Source organism: Streptomyces alboniger, assembly GCF_008704395.1.
Lineage (GTDB): Bacteria > Actinomycetota > Actinomycetes > Streptomycetales > Streptomycetaceae > Streptomyces > Streptomyces alboniger.
In genome coordinates this window covers 5,964,379-5,982,800 of sequence record NZ_CP023695.1, presented here as the reverse complement: position 1 = coordinate 5,982,800, position 18,422 = coordinate 5,964,379, and the positions used below count along the sequence as shown (strand labels likewise).

Sequence of the window (18,422 nt, the reverse complement as noted above, 5' to 3'; positions counted from 1 at the left end):
TCGTACGGCGCGGCGCGCGGCCCGGGTCATGCTCCGGCGTAGTGCACCCTGATCAGCTCGGCCGAATCGTCGGCATCCAGCTCAATACCGAACTTGCGAGCGAGAAATCCCGCCAATTCGCCCACAGGAACGCTCTGTTGAACCACCGAGCCGTCCGGGTGCGTCACGCTCAGCTGATCGCCCACAAGCCTGCGACGCGCCTCCGGAGCGGCCTTCTGCACCACCGGTTGTCGTATGAAGGACGACCTGGGGTGGGTCGACGTGTAGTGGTTCATCACTACGTAGTCGACGGGTAGACGCCGCTCAAGGGTGTAGGCGTACAGATCGAACCACCCGTCGGAACGCCACGTCCGCAGGACCAGCGGGCCCTCGTCGCCCTCGCGGTCGATCCGGTAACGCCAATCTCCTTGCCGCGCTTCCACCCCGTCGCGCAGCCGGATCGGCTCGAGCAGCCCGTCGGCGCCGAAGCCGACATCGCAGTGCCACTCCTCCCCGTCCGCCTCGACCTTGAGGAGCATGTGCGTAACCGCGCGCGTGGTGGAGGCTCCGGCCCGCACGCGTGCCCCAAGTCCGATGACGTCGAAGCCGATACGTTCGAGGGCCGCCGCGAAGAGCAGGTTCTGTTCGTAGCAGTAGCCGCCCCGCCGCCTGCGCACCATCTTGTCCTGCAACGCCGCGAGATCCAGCGGGACCGGTCGCCCGAGCATCATTTCGAGGTTCTCGAAGGGGATCGCCGCCACATGCGCCCTGTGGAGCGCGCGCAGAGTGTGCAGATCCGGCTTCGTCTCCCCCGTGTGCCCGAGTCTCGCCAGATAGGCGTCGAAATCCAGTTCTTCCCCGTTCCATGTCATGGGGCAATGATCTCCGTAGCCGCGGCGAGCGCCAATCTGCGTGGGCCGCCGTGCTGTTGCGCGCTCCTGGCCAGGGACGCTACACCGTTGTCAGTCATGCGCCGTAGCGTGTGGGTGGGACATCCTGGCGGAACGGCAGTGCCAGGTCACGAGGAGGGGGAAGCCCAGTGAGCAGTGTCAGCAAGGGAATCGAGAAGGTCGAAGTCGGTCTCAAGTGGGACCCGAGCCCTGCCGGTTCCTCTCCCAACGACCTCGACATCATCGCCGCCACGTACGCGTCGGACGCTCCGTACGGAAACCCCGTCTACCTCGTGCACTTCGACAGTCGCTCCCCCGACGGCACGATCACCCTCAACCGCGACAGCAGGACGGGCCAGGGCTTCGGCTTCGACGAGGTCATGGTCCTGGAGCTGGACCGGCTCGCGCCCACGTACACGCGCGTGGTGGTGGGCGTCGCGATCCAACAGCAGGAAGGACAGAGGGTGTTCGGCGACATCCCGAACACCACGGTGAGGATCCGCGAGGGCTACACGGAGCTGGCACAGAGCGATCTGGCCGACGTCGCCGCGCACACGGCCTCCACCGTCGCCGAGTTCACCAGGGACGAGTCCGGGGCGTGGTCGTTCCGCGAGGTCATCCGCGGCTTCGACGCCGGTCCGACGGAATTCGCCTCCCTCATGGGCGCCAAAATCTGACACCGGGCACGCCGACACCTGACGCGGGACACGCCGAAACCTGGTGCCAGGCACGCCGAAGGGGACCGGCACGGCGCCGGTCCCCTTCGTGAGCGGTCAGCCTCCTGAGCCGTCAGCCGGCTTCAGGAGGCTGACCCCCCGGATCAGCTGCAACCGCTGGTGGAGCCGCAGCCCTCGCAGATGTAGCAGGAGCCTGCCCGCTGCATCTTCGTACCGCAGGAGAAGCACAGCGGCGCGTCGGCCTGGATGCCCAGCTGCATCTCGACCAGCTCGGCGCTGGTGTGCGCCTGCTGCGGGGCGGGCTTGGCCGCCTCGGCCTCAGCCTTCGGCGTGGCGACCGCCTTCAGCGACTCGGTCTGCCGCGGAGCCGACTGGGCCAGCCCCTCGACGTCGACCTCGGAGTCGTCGAGCGACGGCTCGTACGAACCCGTCTCCAGGTGACGCTGACGCTCCTCGGCGGAGTGGATGCCGAGCGCGGAGCGCGTCTCGAAGGGCAGGAAGTCCAGCGCCAGGCGGCGGAAGATGTAGTCGACGATCGACTGCGCCATCCGCACGTCCGGGTCGTCCGTCATACCGGCCGGCTCGAAGCGCATGTTCGTGAACTTGGAAACGTACGTCTCCAGGGGCACGCCGTACTGCAGACCGACCGAGACGGCGATCGAGAAGGCGTCCATCATGCCCGCGAGGGTGGAGCCCTGCTTGGACATCTTCAGGAAGACCTCGCCCAGACCGTCGTCGGGGTAGGAGTTGGCGGTCATGTACCCCTCGGCGCCGCCCACCGTGAAGGAGGTGGTGATGCCGGGACGGCCCTTGGGGAGGCGCTTGCGGACCGGGCGGTACTCGACGACCTTCTCGACCGCGGCGCGGATCGTGTCCTCGGCCTTCTCGGTGATCTCGGTCTTCTCCGCCTCCTTCTTCTTGGCGGAGAGCGGCTGGCCGACCTTGCAGTTGTCGCGGTAGATGGCGAGCGCCTTGACGCCCATCTTCCAGGCCTCGAAGTAGACCTCTTCGACGTCCTCGACGGTGGCGGTCTCCGGGAGGTTGACCGTCTTGGAGAGGGCGCCCGAGATCCACGGCTGGATCGCGGCCATCATGCGGACGTGGCCCATCGCGGAGATGGAGCGCTCACCCATGGCGCAGTCGAAGACCTCGTAGTGCTCGGTCTTCAGGCCCGGGGCGTCGATCACATTGCCGTTCTCGGCGATGTGGGCGACGATCGCCTCGATCTGCTCCTCCTGGTAGCCCAGGCGGCGCAGGGCCTGCGGCACGGTGCCGTTGACGATCTGCATCGAGCCGCCGCCGACGAGCTTCTTGAACTTCACCAGGGCGAGGTCGGGCTCCAGGCCCGTGGTGTCGCAGGACATCGCGAGACCGATGGTGCCGGTCGGGGCGATGACGGACGCCTGGGAGTTACGGAAACCGTTCTTCTCACCGAGGCGGATCACGTCCTGCCAGGCCTCCGTGGCGGCGGCCCAGATCGGCGTGTCCAGGTCGTCGACGCGGATCGCCGAGGCGTTGGCGTCGGCGTGCTGCTTCATGACGCGCTTGTGCGGCGTGGCGTTGCGGGCGTAGCCGTCATAGGGACCGACGACCGCGGCCAGCTCGGCGGAACGCTTGTACGAGGTGCCCGTCATCAGCGACGTGATGGCCCCGGCGAGGGCACGGCCGCCGTCGGAGTCGTACGCGTGACCGGTGGCCATGAGCAGGGCGCCGAGGTTGGCGTAGCCGATGCCCAGCTGGCGGTAGGCGCGGGTGTTCTCGCCGATCTTCTGGGTCGGGAAGTCCGCGAAGCAGATCGAGATGTCCATCGCGGTGATGACCAGCTCGACGACCTTCGAGAAGCGCTCGGCGTCGAAGGACTGGGTGCCCTTGCCGTCGTCCTTCAGGAACTTCATCAGGTTCAGCGAGGCGAGGTTGCAGGACGTGTTGTCCAGGTGCATGTACTCGCTGCACGGGTTCGAGCCGTTGATCCGGCCGGACTCCGGGCAGGTGTGCCAGGCGTTGATGGTGTCGTCGTACTGGATGCCGGGGTCGGCGCAGGCCCAGGCGGCCTCGGCCATCTTGCGGAAGAGCGACTTGGCGTCGACCTCCTCGATGACGTCGCCGGTCATCCGGGCGCGCAGGCCGAACTTGGAGCCGGACTCCACGGCCTTCATGAACTCGTCGTTCACGCGGACCGAGTTGTTGGCGTTCTGGTACTGGACGGACGTGATGTCGTCGCCGCCCAGGTCCATGTCGAAGCCCGCGTCGCGCAGGGCGCGGATCTTCTCCTCTTCCTTGACCTTGGTCTCGATGAAGCCCTCGATGTCGGGGTGGTCGACGTCGAGGATGACCATCTTGGCCGCGCGGCGCGTGGCGCCACCGGACTTGATCGTTCCGGCGGAGGCGTCGGCACCGCGCATGAAGGAGACGGGACCCGAGGCGTTGCCTCCGGAGGAGAGCAGTTCCTTGGAGGAACGGATCCGGGAGAGGTTCAGGCCGGCGCCGGAACCGCCCTTGAAGATCATGCCCTCTTCCTTGTACCAGTCGAGGATCGACTCCATGGAGTCGTCGACGGCCAGGATGAAGCAGGCGGAGACCTGCTGCGGCTGGGGCGTACCGACGTTGAACCAGACCGGAGAGTTGAAGCTGAAGATCTGGTGCAGGAGGGCGTACGCCAGTTCGTGCTCGAAGATCTCGGCGTCGGCGGGCGAGGCGAAGTAGCTGTAGTCCTCGCCGGCCTTGCGGTAGGTCTTCACGATGCGGTCGATCAGCTGCTTGAGGCCGGTCTCTCGCTGCGGGGTACCAACGGCCCCGCGGAAGTACTTGCTGGTGACGATGTTGACCGCGTTCACCGACCAGAAGTCGGGGAACTCGACGCCACGCTGCTCGAAGTTGACCGAGCCGTCGCGCCAGTTGGTCATGACGACGTCACGGCGCTCCCAGACCACCTCGTCGTACGGATGCACGCCGGGGGTCGTGTGGATGCGCTCGATGCGCAGACCCTTGCTGGCCTTGGATCCCTTGGCGCGGGAACCTCGTGCCGGGCCGCTCGTCGTCTCGGTCATGCCGCCTCCCTGTTTCAGGCTAAAACGCCCTGAAGTGCCACGATCTTCCCGTGACACGGATGTGTTTCTGGCGTTGCGGGGCATCACAGAAGGAGACCCGCAACAGGTCTGGTTTGCCGCCGGCCGGCCGATCGGCCGATCAGTCGGCGGCGGTGGCGGGCACCGGGACTCCGACAGTCCCTCCAGGCCCGCTGTCATTCACGACGCGCTCTCCGCCCGCGCCGCGCGGCTCCGCGTCGAGCCGCTGTTCCCTCAGCTCCCCGATGGCAGCCTCGAAGTCCTCGAGCGAGTCGAATGCCCGGTACACGGACGCGAAGCGCAGGTAGGCGACGAGGTCGAGCTCCTGCAGCGGACCGAGTATGGCCAGCCCGACGTCATGGGTGGTCAGCTCGGCGCTTCCGGTGGCGCGCACCGCCTCCTCGACCCGCTGGCCGAGCAGAGCAAGAGCGTCCTCGGTGACCGGCCGTCCCTGGCACGCCTTGCGGACGCCATTGATGACCTTCGTACGACTGAAGGGCTCGGTCACGCCGCTGCGTTTGATCACCATCAGTGAGCACGTCTCCACGGTCGTGAAACGACGGGAGCAGTCAGGGCACTGGCGGCGCCTTCGGATCGACGTGCCGTCGTCAGTGGTGCGGCTGTCGACTACGCGGCTGTCGGGGTGCCTGCAGAAGGGGCAGTGCATGGAACTCCCAACCCTCCTTCATGGCACGACTCATAAGCCTCAACGGGGCCCGTGGGGCCCTCGAAGCAGCCCCAAGCATAGGCGATGCCCAAGCCCCTGAAAGACCAGGGACCACAACTTCTGGGCTGCTGCCGCAATCCAACCACTAGATCTGGGGTTTGGTCGCTTTTCCGCCCCACGCGTGTCGCACGGCCCCGGAACGCCTCAGGTCTACGAAGCCGCCCCTCACGCCGCTCGGGGCGGGGGCCGGTGCCGGGTTGACGGGGCGCCGGGTGGCAGTATTGGAGCTCCACCGAAGGGCTCACGACCCCGGCGGTGAAGCGTACCGTAATGAACCGAATTGCCGTTCGGCACGGGCGTCAGCCATACACCTGGATCCCTGATCACGTCAGGTAATCTTCGATTTTTCACTCGAACGTGTGTTTGGCGCAACCTTTCGAAAGCAACTACCGTTGGCTAGCTAGGGAGAGAACATCTCGAGAGGGGCCGACCGACGTGACCACCACCGCAGACAGCGCCACCATCACTGCCCAGGACCGCTCCCAGAGCCGACTCGAGCCGGTGCATGCCATGAATGACGCAGCCACGAACCAGGAGGGGCCCAAGCCCACGCGCTCCCTGCCAGGGCGACCTCCAGGCATCCGCGCCGACAGCTCAGGACTCACCGACCGGCAACGCCGGGTGATCGAGGTCATCCGGGACTCCGTGCAGCGGCGCGGCTACCCACCGTCCATGCGGGAGATCGGTCAGGCGGTGGGCCTCTCCAGCACCTCCTCGGTCGCCCATCAGCTGATGGCTCTGGAGCGCAAGGGCTTCCTCCGCCGCGACCCGCACCGCCCGCGGGCCTACGAGGTGCGCGGCTCGGACCAGCCGAGCAGCCAGCCCACCGACACCACCGGCAAGCCGGCCGCTTCGTACGTCCCGCTCGTCGGCCGCATCGCGGCCGGTGGCCCGATCCTCGCCGAGGAGTCGGTGGAGGACGTCTTCCCTCTCCCCCGGCAGCTGGTGGGCGACGGCGAGCTCTTCGTACTGAAGGTCGTCGGTGACTCCATGATCGAAGCCGCGATCTGTGACGGCGACTGGGTCACGGTGCGCCGCCAGCCCGTCGCCGAGAACGGCGACATCGTGGCCGCCATGCTGGACGGCGAAGCCACGGTCAAGCGTTTCAAGCGCGAGGACGGGCACGTCTGGCTGCTCCCGCACAACTCCGCGTACCAGCCGATCCCCGGCGACGAGGCGACGATCCTCGGCAAGGTCGTGGCGGTGCTGCGGCGGGTATGAGACTCCGCCCCTGACCGGGCCCCGGAACCAACTGCGCCGGTTCCGGGGCCCTGCTGCGTCCGCCCCGAGGGCCGGCCCCGAGCCCGCCTCGGCACCGGGGCTCCTACGCCTCGGCCGTCTTCGCCGCCGCGTCGATCGCGGACAGGGAGCGGCGCACCTGATTACGGTCCGTCGTGTACCAGAAGTCGGGCAGCGAAGCCCGCAGATAGCTTCCATAGCGCGCGGTGGCCAGCCTGGGGTCCAGGACCGCCACGACGCCGCGGTCCCCGGACGCTCGTACGAGACGACCCGCGCCCTGCGCCATCAGAAGAGCCGCATGCGTGGCCGCGACCGCCATGAACCCATTGCCGCCGGCCTCGTCGACCGCCTTCTGGCGGGCGCTCATCAGCGGGTCGTCAGGACGCGGGAACGGGATCTTGTCTATGATCACCAGCTGGCAGCTGGGGCCGGGCACATCCACGCCCTGCCAGAGCGAGAGCGTCCCGAAGAGGCAGGTCCGCGCGTCGGCCGCGAAGCCCTTGATCAGCTCGCCCAGGGTCTCCTCGCCCTGAAGGAGGATCGGCATGTCCAGGCGGCCCCGCAGCTCCTCGGCGGCGCTCTGAGCGGCACGCATGGAGGAGAACAGGCCGAGGGTGCGCCCGCCTGCCGCCTCGATCAGCTCGGCCAGCTCATCGAGCATGTCGCTGCGCGTGCCCTCGCGCCCGGGCCGGGCCAGGTGCTTGGCGACGTACAGGATGCCCTGTTTTCCGTAGTCGAACGGGGAGCCGACATCGAGGCCCTTCCACTGCGGTGCGTCCTCGGACTCGGTGCCCTCGGGGGCCAGGCCGAGCGATGCCCCGACGCCGTTGAAGTCGCCGCCGAGCTTGAGCGTGGCGGAGGTGAGGATGACCGAGCGGTCGGCGAAGAGCTTCTCCCGGAGGAGGCCCGACACGGACATCGGCGCCACGCGCAGGGAGGCCCCGAAGCGGTCGTGCCGCTCGTACCAGACGACGTCCCATTCGGAGCCGTTGGTGATGCGCTCCGCCACGTCGTGGATCGACTCCACGGAGGCGAGCGCCTGCTTGCGGACCGCGTCCTCGTCCTGGACCGACTTGTCCCGGGTGGAGCCGAGCGCGGTGATGACCGAGCGCGCGGCGTCACGCAGGGCCATCAGCGCGTACCCGAGGTCTTCGGGGATCTCCTCCAGGCGGCCCGGCAGGGCCAGCTCCATCAACCGCTCGAAGCCCTCGGAAGCGGTCTGGAGCTGGTCCGCCGCCTTTTCGTTCACAAGCTTGGCCGCGCGGCGCACCGCGCGGTTGACCTGCCCGGGGGTCAGCTCTCCCGTGGCCACGCCCGTGACGCGGGACACCAGCTCATGGGCTTCGTCCACGATCAGCACCTCGTGCTGGGGAAGGACGGGGGCGCCCTCGATGGCGTCGATGGCCAGCAGCGCGTGGTTCGTGACGACGACGTCGGCGAGCTTGGCGCGCTCGCGGGCCGCCTCGGCGAAGCACTCCGCCCCATAGGCGCACTTCGAGGCGCCGAGGCACTCCCTGGAGGAGACGGAGACCTGGGACCAGGCACGGTCGGAGACCCCGGGGGTGAGATCGTCGCGGTCGCCCGTCTCGGTCTCGTCCGCCCAGTCCCGCATCCTCAGGAGGTCCTGCCCCAGCTTGCTGGTGGGCGCGGCCGCCTCGAACTGATCGAAGAGGCCCTCCTCCTCTTCCTGGGGCACGCCTTCATGGAGCCGATGCAGGCACAGGTAGTTCGAACGGCCCTTGAGCATCGCGAACTGGGGGCGGCGGCGCATCAGCGGATGGAGGGCCTCCACGGTGCGCGGCAGGTCCCGCTCCACGAGCTGGCGCTGGAGGGCGAGCGTGGCGGTGGCGACCACCACGCGCTCCCCGTGCGCCAGGGCCGGCACGAGGTAGCCGAGGGATTTGCCCGTGCCGGTGCCGGCCTGGACGAGCAGGTGGGAGCCGTCGTCGATCGCCTCGGCGACGGTCTCGGCCATGGACACCTGGCCAGGGCGCTCCGTGCCGCCGACAGCGGTGACGGCGGCGTGCAGGAGCTCGGGGAGGGAGGGCTTCGTCATAGCGCGACCACCCTACGGTGCCCCACTGACATTCCCCCGATCAAGGCTGATGGAGAGGGTTGGGCACGGTCCCGTGCACAGCGGCGTGGGGGCGCTGGGGGCGGTCGCGGTACCCATCGAGGAGGAGGCGATTGCGGTTGAGGCACAGCCGCTCGATACGTGGTGTGAGCAGGTCGAACATCTCGTACCGCTCCTTCAGCTCCGGAGCGCGTGCCTGGTGTCGGAGGATCTCGGCGCGTACGGCGGACCAGAAATCGGCCTCCGGAACGCCCAGTTGCTCCTCGCACAGCGGCGCCAGATAGCGGAAGACCCCTACGAAGAGCCCGGAGTGGATGAACTGGGTGAGGAATCCGGGAGGCTCGGTGAGCAGGACGTCGCGCACGTCGTCCGGCATGGAGTCGTGCTCGGGAAGCGGCGTGGCACTGACGTTCACGTCGTCCACGAAGTCCTTCACCGCGAGCCGGACCGGCACGTCCTTGTCGTCGAAGACGACGATGGCGTTCTCCCCGTGGGGGGAGAACACCGTTCCGTAGCGGTAGAGGAAGTGCAGCAGCGGGGGCAGCAGGGCGGCGAAGAGCCTGCGCAGCCAGACGGAGGGGGTCAGTCCCGAGCGTTCGACGAGTTCCGCGACGAAGGCCTTGCCGTCCGGGTCGACGTGCAGCAGTGCGGCCAGGGTGCGTGCACGTTCGTCGGGAGCCAGGTGGCGGGTGATCGGCTCGCGCCAGATGGCGCCGAGCAGTTCCCTGTACTGGTACGGGACTTCGGGCAGCCCGTCGTAGACCGGGTGTTCGACGGCCACCGATGCCACCTCGCCGAGCAGGATGACCCCGCACTCGTCGCGCAGGAAGGGGTCGGAGTCGCGCAGCGCGTGCATCCAGGCCGTAACGGCCGGCGCCGCGACCGTGCGCTCTGTCGGGAGGCCCCGCCACACCAGTGTGTTGAGGACCGACAGCGGCAGCTTCACGGTGTGCCGGTCGGGGCGGGACACATTGAGGAACGTACGGATGGACTGCTGGGGAAGGCGCAGGTCGCCGTCGCTGCCGAGCGGGACGATGGCGTTCGCTGCGACGGACGGAGCGAAGAGCGGCAGCACGATCTCGTCCCACTGCCAGGGGTGGACCGGGAGGTAGAGGTACTCCTGGGGGTCGAGCCCGCGCGCGCGGAGTAAGCCCGCGAAGGACTCCTGGGTGGCGGTGGTCAGCTCGCGGGCGTAGAGCCGCTGGGCGGTGTGCAGTCCGGTGATACCTCGGTAGACCGCGAGGTCGGTGTGGACGGCGATCCACGGGAGCGTGGTGGAACGGCGGGCCTCGGGCGCCCAGCGGTCGGTGTCGCTCGCGGAGAAACCGATGCGCCCCTTGTTGAGGACGAGCCAGGGGTGACCGATCTGGTGCCCCTCCAGTTCCGCGTAACCGAGGTCGGCGAGCTGCGTCGCGGCGAGCGCGCTGTGGTCGATCCGGGTATCGGCGCAGAGCGTGACGGTGAGTTCGCGGATCAGGTGGCCGAGGGTGGCGCCGTCGAGCCCCAGGGTCCGGCGGGCGAGCGCGAGGAATCGGATCGGGTCGCTGAAGGGGAGGGCGGTCGAGCCGCCCTGGGCCAGGGCGAGGCTGGCGGGGTCCACGTGCCAGCCTCCGTACGAGCCGCGGTGGGCGCGAAAGGTGAGACAGGGGCCGCTTTCGTCACCGGCGCGTGCGGAGGGCGCCGCCGATGCGGGCCGCTCGGCCGATGCGGTGGTCCCGTCGGTCTCGGGCGATTCGAGGGTGAGCCGGTACGAGCCGGTCTCGCCCCCTATGACCGGTACGGGCAGGATGATCTCCTCGTACGCGAATTCGCCGACCATCTTGGCGAGCAGACGGCGTCCGGCCTCGCGCCATCGGTCCTGAGTCAGTTCGGGCGGGTCGTAGAGCGCGGTGGAGGGGTGGCAGCTCGGGCTTGCGGATGGATTCGGCACGGGGACTCCTCAGGGAGGGAACCGGATCGGGGCGAGCGACGTTCCATGAGTGACGGAGAGTGATCGGGTCAGAGCACTGCGCGCAGGGCCCGGTCACGGACCATGAGCGCCGCCCTTTTGCCGGGCAGGTCCACTTCGGCGGAGAAGCGGAAGCCGGCGCTCAGGAATGCGGAGACGGAGGGGGTGTTGCGCAGGTCGGGTTCTGCGAGGACGCGTGCGCACGCGGGGCGGTGGTCGAGTACGAGATCGGCGACGGCCCGGAGCAGCGAGGTGCCGAGGCCCCTGCCGCGGTTGACGACACCGCCGATGAGGAGGTGGATTCCGGTGTCGTGCGGGCGCGAGGGGTAGTGACGGGCCAGTGGGTCGAGGTCGGCCCGGTAGATCTCCCAGTAGCTCATCGGCATGCCCTCCAGCACGCCCAGGCAGGGCACGCTGCGTCCGTCTCCGTCGAGCTGGGGACGCAGGTGGGCCTCCGTGACGGCTTCGGGTCCCGCGAGTTCCCAGAAGGCGGCCACGGCGGGGTCGTTCATCCATCGGCTGATCAGCGGGAGGTCGCGTTCGAGGCGGACGGGTACGAGCTGGAAGACCCCGGCGGCGGTGGTGGTCGGCCCCCACTCTCCGACGCCGCCGAGGAGGTCGTCCGCCGTGACGGCGCTCGTGGCCTGGTCCGGTGGGCGCTCCCCGTGGCCGATGTGAGCTGCCGACGGCACGCGCTCTTCGCGCTCGGCGAGCAGGGCGAACAGCTCGTCGGGCAGGCGCAGATCGAGGGTGTCTGCGCCGTCGGCTCCGGAGGCCGCGGGTTCGCTCCCGGCGTCGGTGCTCGCATCGGTGGGAGGCACGGGGTCGCTCCTGTTCAGAAGAGGTGGGGCATGTTCCTCAGGGATGAAGGGGGTTGGCGATGGTGACGTAGACGGATTGGGTGTCGACCGGGCCGACCAGTTCGTCGAGCCCGTGCAGTCTGGTCAGCAGGTTGGCCTTGCACCGCAGTACGGGTGAGTCGAGCAGCGTCGCGGGCAGCGAGGTGCGCAGCCTGTCGGGTCCGGAGGCGACGTCGCCGAGGAAGCGCCGGAAGGCCGCGAGCAGCAGCCGCTCGTCGGCGAGGCGTTGGGCGCCGAAGGCTCCGATCAGGCCCAGGACGTTGTTGATGCCGAGGTAGTAGGCGAACCGCTCGTCGGTCACCTCGTCGGAGACGAAGGTGTCGCTGTGCCGGCCGATGCCGGGGAGCTGTCGGTCCAGCTCGGCGCGCCGGGACTCCCGGAAGTAGTAGCCCTGGTTGTCGCGGTAGCGGCCGCCCACGGGCCAGCCGTCGGGGTCGAGCAGGAGGATCGTGTTCTGCTGGTGTGCCTCCAGGGCGACGCCCGCCTCGCTATCGAGCCACAGCACTGGGCGGACGACGGTTTCCAGGTAGCGCAGGAACCACTCGGTGGCGACGGCCCCTCGGGGGCGCCCCGTCCGCCCGGCCAGCCTGGTGACGGTTTCAGCGAGCCGGGAGCGCATCAGACGCCACTCCTGGCAGCCGGGAAGCGCCGACGGCCTGGGCGAGACGAGTCCGGCGACACAGGTGGCGTCGTCGCCGGGGCCGAAGGGGTTGTGCCGGATCATGACGTCGAGCCCGGCCACGGGGGCGCCGTCACGGTCGTTGACGGCGAGCCAGGCGGGGTCGCGGACCACGTCGAAGCAGGGGTGGGCCGACTGCCACCGCTCGGCGAGGCCGCTGCGCAGCAGGCGGTGCACCTCGACGCCACGGTGGAGTTCCTTACGGAGGTTCTCCCGGCGGGAGTTGGTGATGCGCAGGCCGAGGGAGAGCTTGAGCATGGCGGCCGCGCCGGTGCGGTAGAGGGTGCGTACGGAGGAGGTGGGGTGCCAGGGGGTGCCGTGCGGGCCGAGGTCCTGGAGGAGTCCCGCGTCGAGGAGTTCGGCCGCCTCGGGGCGGTGCCGCAGCTCGCGGATCTGCCACGGGTGGGCCGGGAGGGCGACGCGCCCGTCCGGCAGCGGCAGTTCCGCTCCCGCCAAGCGGGCGGTGAGCTGGTCCGCCGGGACAGCGCGACCTCGCTCGGTCCACGCCGAGTCAAAGGCGAGCACGGAGCGGTCGACGGCCAGCCAGTGCAGCGCGAGGCTGCCGCGCAACTCCGGTGAGTAGAGGCGGGCCTCGGCGTCGGACAGGCCCTCGCGGCTCTTGGGGGTCGGATGCAGGGGGTGCCCGAGAAGCAGGGACTGTTCGGCGGCGAGGAAGAGGTCGGGCTCGTCGTCGGGGCGCTCGCGCCGGTCGGCGATGAACGTGGCGGTCCGGCGGACCGAGTCGGCGACCCGGCCGAGCAGGTCCGCGCCGTCCACGGACCCGGCCGAGGGCGTCGCCCCCTCCGGGGCGGTCGCCTCCCATGGCTCGGCCCCCGCTTCCGGCTCGGGTCCGGCTCCCGGCCCGACCCCCGCTTCCGAGTCGTCGGCCCTCGGCTCCGCGTCGCGCCGGGCCGTTTCGCGGCGGAGGAGCGCGGCGACGGTGACCGCGTCGACGGGTGGGGCGCTCGTCGGGCCGTCCTCCAGGTAGGGCAGGCCGAAGCGGTGCCAGCCGGTGGCCGACCAGTAGTGGACGGGGACGAGCAGGGCCGTGCCGCTCGCGTCGAGGGGGATGCGCAGGGGGCCGTGGTCCGGTGCCGGGAGGTCGTTCTCCCTGGCCCAGCAGCGCAGGAGGTTCTCTACGGCCGCCGCCTGCGCGGCGATGTGCGGGTCGGGGTGCTCCAGGAGGTCCGTGGACGCGCCGCGCAGGTGCTCGGCCTCTTGGCCGCCACCCTTCTGCCGGGGGACCGTACCGGACTCCGCCACCGGTGAGGATTGCGTGCCGCACGCGCCTGGGGCGTGGGGGTCGGGGCGGCCTTCGGATGCGGGGGTGGCGTTCAAGAGGGGTTCCTTGTGAGGTTGTTCGGGCTCCGTGTGGCGACGGGGCCGGGCACGCCCGGCGTCTCATGGCCTTGGGCGCCGTCCGGGTCCGTCTTGGCTATCCGTGGTGGGCACGCGCCGCCGTGGCCAGCGCGTCGGCGAGGCGGTCGAGGACCGCGGCCGCCTGTTCGTCGGTGATGGTCAGGGGAGGGAGGAGACGTACGACGCTGGAGTGGCGGCCGCCGAGTTCGACGATGAGCCCGCGACGCAGGCACTCGCGCTGCACGGCGGCGGCCAGTTGGGGTGCGGGTGGGCGGGGGCGGGTGGTGCTCGGCAGGATCCCCGCGCCACCGGCGAGGGGATCGTACGGGGTGGCCGCCCTGTCCGCGTCCTCGCGGCCGGCCGAGGCCTGGTCGGCGGCCCCTGGGCCGGCGGGGCTCCCGTGGGCGCTGCCGCGGTCGGATGCCTCTCGGCTGGTGCCCGAGGTGCCCTCGGGCCCCGGCTCGACGGCATCGACGTGGCCGCTGAAGCCGGTGGGACCGATGGGGCCGACGGGGCCGCTGAAGCCGGCGGGGTCTACAGGCTCGGCGGGGCCGACCGGCTCTGCGGCCTCGACCAGTTCGACGCCCAGCATGAGGCCCCGGCCTCGCACCTCGCCCACGCACGGGTGGTCCGCGGCCAGGGAGCGGAGCTGGGCGAGCATGCGGGCGCCGAGGACGGCGGCGCGTTCGGCGAGGCCGTTCTCACGGACGTAGGCAAGGGTCGCCGCGCCCGCCGCCATGGCGAGCTGGTTGCCGCGGAAGGTGCCCGCGTGGGCGCCGGGAGGCCAGACGTCGAGGTCGTCGCGGTAGATCACGACGGCTAGCGGAAGGCTGCCGCCGATCGCTTTGGAGAGCACCATCACGTCCGGCACGACGCCGCTGTGTTCGACGGCCCAGAAAGTGCCGGTACGTCCGACACCCGTCTGTACCTCGTCCGCGATGAGCGGGATTCCGCGCGCGGCGGTGATCTCACGCATCCGGCGCAGCCAGGCGTCGGGCGCCGGGAGGACACCGCCCTCGCCCTGGACCGGTTCGAGGATCATGCCCGCCGGGGCCGGTACGCCCGACTTGGTGTCGTCGAGGAGGCTCTCGGTCCAGCGGGCGGAGAGTTCGGCGCCGTTCGCGCCGCCGAGACCGAACGGGCAGCGGTAGTCCTGTGGATAAGGGAGGCGCGCGACGCGAACGTCCTGTGCGCCGCCGGATGCTTCGAGCGCCCCGGCCGTCATGCCGTGGTAGGCGCCGGTGAAGGCCAGCAGCCCCTCGCGGCCGGTGGCAGCGCGGACCAGTTTCAGCGCGGCCTCCACGGCGTCCGTCCCGGCGGGGCCGCAGAACTGGATCCGCGCACGCTCGGCGAGGCCGCGCGGCAACGTGCCGAACAGCTCGGTGGTGAAGTCGTCCTTGACGGGCGTGGCCAGGTCGAGGACGTGCAGGGGTGCCCCCGAGTCGAGGACCTTCCTGATCGCTTCGAGCACCACGGGGTGGTTGTGGCCGAGGGCCAGGGTCCCCGCGCCCGAGAGGCAGTCGAGGTAGCGGCGCCCGTCGGCGCCCTCGATGGTCATGCCACGCGCCCGCACGGGCACGATCGGCAGTGCTCGCGCGTAGGTGCGCGCCGCCGACTCGCGTGCCGACTGGCGCCTCAGAATCCCCTCTTGTGCCGAGGAGTGTGCGGAGCTCCCGGCCGGGGGCCCGTCGACAGGGGTCTGCCCGGACTGCCCAGGGTGCACAGGGTGCCCGGATTGCCCGGTCTGCTCGGTCCGCCTGGAGTGCCCGGTATGCGGTGGAGAACACTCTGCGGACACCGCCGCGGGCGCAGGCTCGGTCACAGCCACGACTGTTGGTCCTCCCGCTGTGGACGGGCGCGTCCGGTCCCGTGCGGCTCCGTCTGCCTCCGAGGAGGACCCCTAGGAGCCTCATGTGGCCACCCGCGCCGACGAGTTGGCAGGGGAGATGAACGCAGGCCGCGACTCCCCCGTACGTACCAACGACGCCACCCCCGGAGGATCACGGGTTGTCGGAAGATCCTTGCCGTGACGGAACCGTTGCCCTTCCGTCGGCCGTCCCCAACGGCACCGGCATAGTGTGGGGTGCCGTTCACCAGCGACAGGTACGCCGCTCCCCCGGTCGTGGGGGTTCCGTGCCGGTGTACGACGGGTGCGCAGCGCCCGGATGTCCAGCACATTGAACGTTTTTCGAGGCCCAGGGGGAATCTCACGATGCGACCCATACGTCCGCTCTTCACCGCCCGCAGTGGGAGGAGCGCGCGCACCAGAACCTCCCCCGTGGCGGCCGCGGTGGCGCTCGGCGCGGCGCTCGTACTGACCGCCACGGCCTGCGGTCCCAGCGAGGACAACGCCGGCGGCGACTCGTCGTCGGCGCAGCCCGGTGACAGCGAGGGCGGCGGCTCCGGCGACGACAAGATCCAGATCCCGGCGGACCTCCAGGACCGGCTCAAGGAGCACGGGATCGACCTGGACAAGTGGAAGAACGGCGCCTGGAAGAACTGGGACAAGGACGACTGGCTGCGCGAGGCCGGGGACTTCGTCAACCCGATCATCGAGGACCTGTGGGACCCGGACCGGATGCGGGACGCCGACAAGAATCCGGACCGGAGCGTCGACGACAACGACATCTCCGGTGACCAGGGTGTCACCGACCCGACGCCCAAGCCCGTGGAGGCGGCCGCCGTGCAGGCGCCCTACCACGGCCGGGCCGCCGAGTCCGGAAAGCTCTTCTTCGACGGCCCCGAGGGCTCGATGGTCTGCTCCGCGACCGTCGTCAAGGACCCGGCCCACCCCGGCAAGTCGAACATGGTGTGGACCGCGGGCCACTGCGTGCACGCGGGCGCCAAGGGCGGCTGGTACCGCAACATGGTCTTCGTCCCCTCGTACAACAACAGCGGCAAGTCGGCCGAGGAACTGCGGAACGCCCCCAAGGAAGAGGTGGCTCCGTACGGCGTCTGGTGGGGCGACTGGGCGCAGACCTCCGACCAGTGGATCGAGCAGGGCGGCCCGACGGGCGGCAAGGGCGCGCCGTACGACTTCGCCGTCATGCACGTGAAGCCCGAGAAGGGCAGCGAGGGCAAGTCGCTGGAGGAGACCGTCGGTTCGGCGCTCCCGGTGGACTTCAACGCCCCGGCGGTGCCCGAGATCAAGACCATGACGGCCACCGGCTACCCGGCGGCGCCGCCCTTCGACGGCCAGAAGCTGTTCCAGTGCGCCGACAAGCCGGGACGGCTCTCGCTCAACAAGCCCGACCCGACGATGTACCGCGTCGGCTGCACCATGACCGGCGGTTCGTCCGGCGGCGGCTGGGTCGCCCAGGGCCAGGACGGCAAGCCCGCTCTGGTGTCGAACACCTCCATCGGCCCGGTGACGGCGGGCTGGCTTGCCGGTCCGCGCCTGGGCAAGGAGGCCAAGGGCATCTACGGCGCGGTCAGCAAGAAGTTCGCCGACCAGTAGTCCTACGCGGCGGGGTCGCCGGAAACCTTCACGACCCCGCCGCCGTTCGTCCCCAATCCCACGGGCATAGTGGGGTGGTCGCGTCAGCGCGGATTCCGGACTCCCCGGATCCGCGCATGACAAGTACATGGCAAGCCCAGACGGCCAGACGGCCAGACGGCCAGACGGCTGATCGGCCAGTCCGCGACTTCGCATCTGCACGTTTTCGCACATACACGTTCTATCGGGGGTAACAGCACCATGCGTTCCACTCGTGCGCCGTTCGCGCGCAGCCGTGGGCGGCGCGTCACACTCGCCGCCACCGGGCTCGCCGCCGCCCTGGCGCTCACCGCCACGGCCTGCGGTCCCAGCGACGACAAGGCGTCCGGCCAGTCGGACAGCGCCGCCTCCCGGGGGACCGACGGTTCGAACGCCGGTTCCGAGGGCGCCGACTCCAAGCTGCCCGGCGACCTCGCCGACAAGCTCAAGGAGCACGGCATCGACCCGGACAAGTGGAAGAACGGCGCCTGGAAGAACTGGGACAAGGACGACTGGCTGCGCGAGTCCAAGGACTTCGTCAACCCGGTCATCGCCGGGCTCTGGAAGCCCGAGCGGATGCGGAAGGCCAAGGACCCGAAGAAGACGATCGCCACGAAGGACGCGGCCGCCGACCAGGGCGCGACCGACCCCGACCCGACGCCGGTCCGGGCCAAGCCCGAGAAGACGCCGTACCACGACAACGCCGCCCCCGTCGGCAAGATCTTCTTCGACTCGCCCGAGGGTTCGATGGTCTGCTCCGGCACCGTCGTGAAGGACCCGCGCAACCCCGGCAAGTCCAACCTCGTGTGGACCGCGGGTCACTGTGTGCACGCCGGCAAGGAGGGCGGCTGGTACCGCAACATCGCCTTCGTGCCCTCCTACAACGACCTCGGCAAGTCCGAGGCCGAGCTGGGCAACGCCTCCCCGCAGGAGATCGCCCCCTACGGCCAGTACTGGGCGGACTGGGTCTCGACCTCCAACGAGTGGATCAACGGCGGCGGTCCGACGGGCGGCGCCGGCGCGACGCACGACTACGCCGTGATGCACGTGAAGCCGGAGCAGGGCGGCAAGTCCCTGGAGGAGACCGTCGGCAACGCTCTCGATGTCGATTTCTCGACTCCGTCCGCGCCGAGCGTGAGCTCGATGGGCGCCTGGGGTTACCCGGCCGCTCCCCCGTACAACGGCCTGATCATGCACAAGTGCGTGGACAAGCCGGGCCGTCTCTCGCTGTCGCCTTCCCTGCCGACGATGTACCGCATCGGCTGCACCATGACCGGCGGCTCGTCCGGCGGCGGCTGGTTCCGGATGGTGGGCGGCAAGACCCGGCTCGTGTCGAACACGTCCATCGGCCCGGCCGAGAACACCTGGCTGGCGGGGCCGCAGCTGGGCGCGGGCGCCGAGCAGGTCTACGACATGATGAGCAAGAAGTACGGCTCGCAGTAACCGCGCA

Annotated in this window: 12 protein-coding genes; 4 read left to right on the top strand and 8 right to left on the bottom strand. The window is 70.0% G+C overall.

Translation table 11 applies throughout. The annotated features are described in order from the left end of the window. Positions 1 to 26: 26 nt before the first annotated feature. Positions 27 to 851: an arylamine N-acetyltransferase family protein gene (locus CP975_RS26730; RefSeq protein WP_055535308.1), complete on the bottom strand. Its 825-nt coding sequence runs from the start codon at positions 849 to 851 to the stop codon at positions 27 to 29. A 110-nt stretch (positions 852 to 961) separates the two neighbouring features. Between CP975_RS26730 and CP975_RS26725 the strand changes: the two genes are divergently transcribed. Then, the gene (locus CP975_RS26725) at positions 962 to 1,546 is read left to right on the top strand and encodes a TerD family protein (RefSeq protein WP_150477424.1); all 585 of its coding nucleotides are present in this window, start codon (positions 962 to 964) and stop codon (positions 1,544 to 1,546) included. Between the two features lie 143 nt (positions 1,547 to 1,689). Here CP975_RS26725 and CP975_RS26720 read toward each other — a convergent pair whose 3' ends face one another. Then, positions 1,690 to 4,593, bottom strand: a complete 2,904-nt coding sequence (locus CP975_RS26720) for a vitamin B12-dependent ribonucleotide reductase (RefSeq protein ID WP_055535312.1) — start codon at positions 4,591 to 4,593, stop codon at positions 1,690 to 1,692. Between the two features lie 139 nt (positions 4,594 to 4,732). Next, entirely contained in the window at positions 4,733 to 5,278 is a 546-nt protein-coding gene (nrdR, locus tag CP975_RS26715) for a transcriptional regulator NrdR (RefSeq protein WP_055535314.1), read from the bottom strand. A 495-nt stretch (positions 5,279 to 5,773) separates the two neighbouring features. Here nrdR and lexA point away from each other — a divergent pair, with 495 nt between their 5' ends. Next, positions 5,774 to 6,559, top strand: coding sequence for a transcriptional repressor LexA (lexA, locus tag CP975_RS26710; protein ID WP_030778599.1), 786 nt, complete (start codon positions 5,774 to 5,776; stop codon positions 6,557 to 6,559). 103 nt (positions 6,560 to 6,662) lie between these two features. Here lexA and CP975_RS26705 read toward each other — a convergent pair whose 3' ends face one another. The 5 genes from CP975_RS26705 to CP975_RS26685 all read right to left on the bottom strand — a co-directional run bounded on the left by CP975_RS26705 (position 6,663) and on the right by CP975_RS26685 (position 15,139). Continuing rightward, the gene (locus CP975_RS26705) at positions 6,663 to 8,633 is read right to left on the bottom strand and encodes an ATP-dependent DNA helicase (RefSeq protein ID WP_055535316.1); all 1,971 of its coding nucleotides are present in this window, start codon (positions 8,631 to 8,633) and stop codon (positions 6,663 to 6,665) included. A gap of 40 nt (positions 8,634 to 8,673) precedes the next feature. After that, a complete protein-coding gene (locus CP975_RS26700; protein ID WP_055535318.1) occupies positions 8,674 to 10,581 on the bottom strand; it encodes an IucA/IucC family protein in 1,908 nt (635 codons plus the stop codon). Positions 10,582 to 10,649: 68 nt separating this feature from the next. Continuing rightward, entirely contained in the window at positions 10,650 to 11,420 is a 771-nt protein-coding gene (locus CP975_RS26695; protein WP_150477423.1) for a GNAT family N-acetyltransferase, read from the bottom strand. A gap of 37 nt (positions 11,421 to 11,457) precedes the next feature. Beyond that, entirely contained in the window at positions 11,458 to 13,476 is a 2,019-nt protein-coding gene (locus CP975_RS26690; protein ID WP_150477422.1) for an IucA/IucC family protein, read from the bottom strand. Between the two features lie 97 nt (positions 13,477 to 13,573). Next, positions 13,574 to 15,139 carry a diaminobutyrate--2-oxoglutarate transaminase family protein gene (locus tag CP975_RS26685; RefSeq protein WP_246201825.1) on the bottom strand — a complete coding sequence of 522 codons (1,566 nt, stop codon included), beginning with the start codon at positions 15,137 to 15,139 and terminating at the stop codon, positions 13,574 to 13,576. Positions 15,140 to 15,709: 570 nt separating this feature from the next. Here CP975_RS26685 and CP975_RS26680 point away from each other — a divergent pair. Both CP975_RS26680 and CP975_RS26675 read left to right on the top strand, forming a co-directional pair. Continuing rightward, positions 15,710 to 16,954, top strand: coding sequence for a trypsin-like serine peptidase (locus CP975_RS26680; RefSeq protein WP_055529363.1), 1,245 nt, complete (start codon positions 15,710 to 15,712; stop codon positions 16,952 to 16,954). 240 nt (positions 16,955 to 17,194) lie between these two features. Beyond that, a complete protein-coding gene (locus CP975_RS26675; RefSeq protein ID WP_055529361.1) occupies positions 17,195 to 18,415 on the top strand; it encodes a trypsin-like serine peptidase in 1,221 nt (406 codons plus the stop codon). Positions 18,416 to 18,422: the final 7 nt, after the last annotated feature.

Excerpts from the sequence above, each read along its gene's own strand:
- CP975_RS26730 (WP_055535308.1), bottom strand. The coding sequence starts at position 851 with ATGACATGGAACGGGGAAGAACTGGATTTCGACGCCTATCTGGCGAGA.
- CP975_RS26720 (WP_055535312.1), bottom strand. The coding sequence starts at position 4,593 with ATGACCGAGACGACGAGCGGCCCGGCACGAGGTTCCCGCGCCAAGGGA.
- nrdR (WP_055535314.1), bottom strand. The coding sequence starts at position 5,278 with ATGCACTGCCCCTTCTGCAGGCACCCCGACAGCCGCGTAGTCGACAGC.
- CP975_RS26705 (WP_055535316.1), bottom strand. The coding sequence starts at position 8,633 with ATGACGAAGCCCTCCCTCCCCGAGCTCCTGCACGCCGCCGTCACCGCT.
- CP975_RS26680 (WP_055529363.1), top strand. The coding sequence starts at position 15,710 with ATGCGACCCATACGTCCGCTCTTCACCGCCCGCAGTGGGAGGAGCGCG.
- CP975_RS26675 (WP_055529361.1), top strand. The coding sequence starts at position 17,195 with ATGCGTTCCACTCGTGCGCCGTTCGCGCGCAGCCGTGGGCGGCGCGTC.